A 4,641-nucleotide genomic window follows, 5' to 3' on the forward strand; every position below is an offset into this window, starting at 1 on the left:
ACTCCGTGCCAGCAGCCGCGGTAATACGGAGGGTGCGAGCGTTAATCGGAATTACTGGGCGTAAAGCGCATGCAGGTGGTTTGTTAAGTCAGATGTGAAAGCCCGGGGCTCAACCTCGGAATTGCATTTGAAACTGGCAGACTAGAGTACTGTAGAGGGGGGTAGAATTTCAGGTGTAGCGGTGAAATGCGTAGAGATCTGAAGGAATACCAGTGGCGAAGGCGGCCCCCTGGACAGATACTGACACTCAGATGCGAAAGCGTGGGGAGCAAACAGGATTAGATACCCTGGTAGTCCACGCCGTAAACGATGTCTACTTGGAGGTTGTGGCCTTGAGCCGTGGCTTTCGGAGCTAACGCGTTAAGTAGACCGCCTGGGGAGTACGGTCGCAAGATTAAAACTCAAATGAATTGACGGGGGCCCGCACAAGCGGTGGAGCATGTGGTTTAATTCGATGCAACGCGAAGAACCTTACCTACTCTTGACATCTACAGAACTTAGCAGAGATGCTTTGGTGCCTTCGGGAACTGTAAGACAGGTGCTGCATGGCTGTCGTCAGCTCGTGTTGTGAAATGTTGGGTTAAGTCCCGCAACGAGCGCAACCCTTATCCTTGTTTGCCAGCACTTCGGGTGGGAACTCCAGGGAGACTGCCGGTGATAAACCGGAGGAAGGTGGGGACGACGTCAAGTCATCATGGCCCTTACGAGTAGGGCTACACACGTGCTACAATGGCGCATACAGAGGGCGGCGAACTTGCGAGAGTAAGCGAATCCCAAAAAGTGCGTCGTAGTCCGGATTGGAGTCTGCAACTCGACTCCATGAAGTCGGAATCGCTAGTAATCGTGGATCAGAATGCCACGGTGAATACGTTCCCGGGCCTTGTACACACCGCCCGTCACACCATGGGAGTGGGCTGCAAAAGAAGTGGGTAGTTTAACCTTCGGGAGGACGCTCACCACTTTGTGGTTCATGACTGGGGTGAAGTCGTAACAAGGTAGCGCTAGGGGAACCTGGCGCTGGATCACCTCCTTATACGATGATTATCGTTTTGAGTGTCCACACAGATTGATATGGTTTAATTAGAGCATTCAGTGGGTCTGTAGCTCAGGTGGTTAGAGCGTTCGCCTGATAAGCGAGAGGTCGGTGGTTCGAGTCCACTCAGACCCACCAATATTTCCGTCTGCGTCGTCAACAAGCGCGTTGTGTACTGGTGTACACGGCCTTACTTGTTCTTGCATACGAAAATTTACCCGCATACTGTGGGGCTATAGCTCAGCTGGGACACCGCCTGCTTTGCACGGCAGGTAAGTCAGGGGTTCGACTCCCGCTACGGGCTCCACCATCTTTAAGTGCACTTCTTTTAATAAGAAAGACGATAGTGCTTTTAAAAATGGTTACTTCTTTGAAGTGATTTGCTCTTTAACAATTTGGAAAGCTGACAAAACAACAATTTATTGTTGTTTGTAAAGTTCTCAAAGTATTCATATACTATGAATACACAAAAACACATTCAAGTGTTCTTGGCTTTTTGTTTTCACTTTTTATAAAAAAGTAAAATAAAAAGATATTTGAGTCCGGCAAAATCGAGTCTGCATCATGTTTAAATAATTGCAGACAACTTTGGTTGCTTAGTTTGTTTTCACTTTTCAAAGTGAAAGTAAATGAGCCAATAAGACCCTTTGGGGTTGTATGGTTAAGTGACTAAGCGTACACGGTGGATGCCTTGGCAGTCAGAGGCGATGAAGGACGTATTAACTTGCGATAAGCCCAGATTAGGTAGTAAAAACCACTTGAGTCTGGGATTTCCGAATGGGGAAACCCACCTGCATAAGCAGGTATCGTTATGTGAATACATAGCATAACGAGGCGAACCGGGGGAACTGAAACATCTAAGTACCCCGAGGAAAAGAAATCAACCGAGATTCCGAAAGTAGCGGCGAGCGAAATTGGACTAGCCCTTAAGCTTTATATGCGTTAGACGAACGGTCTGGAAAGTCCGGCAATAAAGGGTGATAGCCCCGTAGTTGACAACGCACATTCAGTGAAATCGAGTAGGGCGGGACACGTGATATCCTGTCTGAATATGGGGGGACCATCCTCCAAGGCTAAATACTACTGACTGACCGATAGTGAACCAGTACCGTGAGGGAAAGGCGAAAAGAACCCCTGTGAGGGGAGTGAAATAGAACCTGAAACCGTGTACGTACAAGCAGTAGGAGCGGACTTTGTTCCGTGACTGCGTACCTTTTGTATAATGGGTCAGCGACTTATATTCAGTGGCAAGGTTAACCATCTAGGGGAGCCGTAGGGAAACCGAGTCTTAACTGGGCGCTCAGTCTCTGGATATAGACCCGAAACCAGGTGATCTAGCCATGGGCAGGTTGAAGGTTGAGTAACATCAACTGGAGGACCGAACCGACTAATGTTGAAAAATTAGCGGATGACTTGTGGCTAGGGGTGAAAGGCCAATCAAACCTGGAGATAGCTGGTTCTCCCCGAAAGCTATTTAGGTAGCGCCTCGGACGAATACTACTGGGGGTAGAGCACTGTTAAGGCTAGGGGGTCATCCCGACTTACCAACCCTTTGCAAACTCCGAATACCAGTAAGTACTATCCGGGAGACACACGGCGGGTGCTAACGTCCGTCGTGGAGAGGGAAACAACCCAGACCGCCAGCTAAGGTCCCAAATTATTACTAAGTGGGAAACGATGTGGGAAGGCTTAGACAGCTAGGATGTTGGCTTAGAAGCAGCCATCATTTAAAGAAAGCGTAATAGCTCACTAGTCGAGTCGGCCTGCGCGGAAGATGTAACGGGGCTAAGTAATAAACCGAAGCTGCGGCAATACCTTTTAGGTATTGGGTAGGGGAGCGTTCTGTAAGCCGTTGAAGGTGTGTTGTAAAGCATGCTGGAGGTATCAGAAGTGCGAATGCTGACATGAGTAACGATAAAGGGGGTGAAAAACCTCCTCGCCGGAAGACCAAGGGTTCCTGTCCAACGTTAATCGGGGCAGGGTAAGTCGACCCCTAAGGCGAGGCCGAAAGGCGTAGTCGATGGGAAACGGGTTAATATTCCCGTACTTCAACTTATTGCGATGGGGGGACGGAGAAGGCTAGGTGGGCCTGGCGACGGTTGTCCAGGTTCAAGTGCGTAGGCTTGAGAGTTAGGTAAATCCGGCTCTCTTTAAGGCTGAGACACGATGTCGAGCGCCCAAGGGCGTGAAGTCATTGATGCCATGCTTCCAGGAAAAGCCTCTAAGCTTCAGATAAGTTGGAATCGTACCCCAAACCGACACAGGTGGTCGGGTAGAGAATACCAAGGCGCTTGAGAGAACTCGGGTGAAGGAACTAGGCAAAATGGTACCGTAACTTCGGGAGAAGGTACGCTCTTGACGGTGAAGTCCCTCGCGGATGGAGCTATTGAGAGTCGCAGATACCAGGTGGCTGCAACTGTTTATTAAAAACACAGCACTGTGCAAAATCGTAAGATGACGTATACGGTGTGACGCCTGCCCGGTGCCGGAAGGTTAATTGATGGGGTTAGACTTCGGTCGAAGCTCTTGATCGAAGCCCCGGTAAACGGCGGCCGTAACTATAACGGTCCTAAGGTAGCGAAATTCCTTGTCGGGTAAGTTCCGACCTGCACGAATGGCGTAATGATGGCCACGCTGTCTCCACCCGAGACTCAGTGAAATTGAAATCGCTGTGAAGATGCAGTGTACCCGCGGCTAGACGGAAAGACCCCGTGAACCTTTACTACAGCTTGGCACTGAACATTGAGCCTACATGTGTAGGATAGGTGGGAGGCTTTGAAACAGGTACGCCAGTATCTGTGGAGCCGACCTTGAAATACCACCCTTGTATGTTTGATGTTCTAACTTAGCCCCGTTATCCGGGGTGAGGACAGTGCCTGGTGGGTAGTTTGACTGGGGCGGTCTCCTCCCAAAGAGTAACGGAGGAGCACGAAGGTGGGCTAATCACGGTTGGACATCGTGAGGTTAGTGCAATGGCATAAGCCCGCTTGACTGCGAGAATGACAATTCGAGCAGGTGCGAAAGCAGGTCATAGTGATCCGGTGGTTCTGAATGGAAGGGCCATCGCTCAACGGATAAAAGGTACTCCGGGGATAACAGGCTGATACCGCCCAAGAGTTCATATCGACGGCGGTGTTTGGCACCTCGATGTCGGCTCATCACATCCTGGGGCTGAAGTCGGTCCCAAGGGTATGGCTGTTCGCCATTTAAAGTGGTACGCGAGCTGGGTTTAGAACGTCGTGAGACAGTTCGGTCCCTATCTGCCGTGGGCGTTGGAAGATTGAAGGGGGCTGCTCCTAGTACGAGAGGACCGGAGTGGACGAACCTCTGGTGTTCGGGTTGTGATCGCCAGATCGCATTGCCCGGTAGCTAAGTTCGGAATCGATAACCGCTGAAAGCATCTAAGCGGGAAGCGAGCCCTGAGATGAGTCTTCCCTGGCACTTTAAGTGCCCTTAAGGGTTGTTCGAGACTAGAACGTTGATAGGCAGGGTGTGTAAGCGCTGTGAGGCGTTGAGCTAACCTGTACTAATTGCCCGTGAGGCTTAACCATACAACACCCAAAGGGTTTTGATGGACTCAATGAAAGAACATTGAATGTGTAAAAGAG

1 tRNA gene and 2 rRNA genes are annotated in these 4,641 nt (G+C 50.2%); all 3 read left to right on the plus strand.

The features are described from left to right. Positions 1–1,033, plus strand: a 16S ribosomal RNA gene (locus tag AC6R1O_RS04680); the annotation flags it as partial. A 61-nt stretch (positions 1,034–1,094) separates the two neighbouring features. After that, a tRNA-Ile gene (locus AC6R1O_RS04685) sits at positions 1,095–1,171 on the plus strand. Positions 1,172–1,692: 521 nt separating this feature from the next. Further along, positions 1,693–4,584 (plus strand): 23S ribosomal RNA (locus AC6R1O_RS04690). Positions 4,585–4,641 lie beyond the last annotated feature (57 nt).

The sequence above is a fragment of the Vibrio sp. R11-SG3-ISO3-SZ genome, from assembly GCF_059834345.1.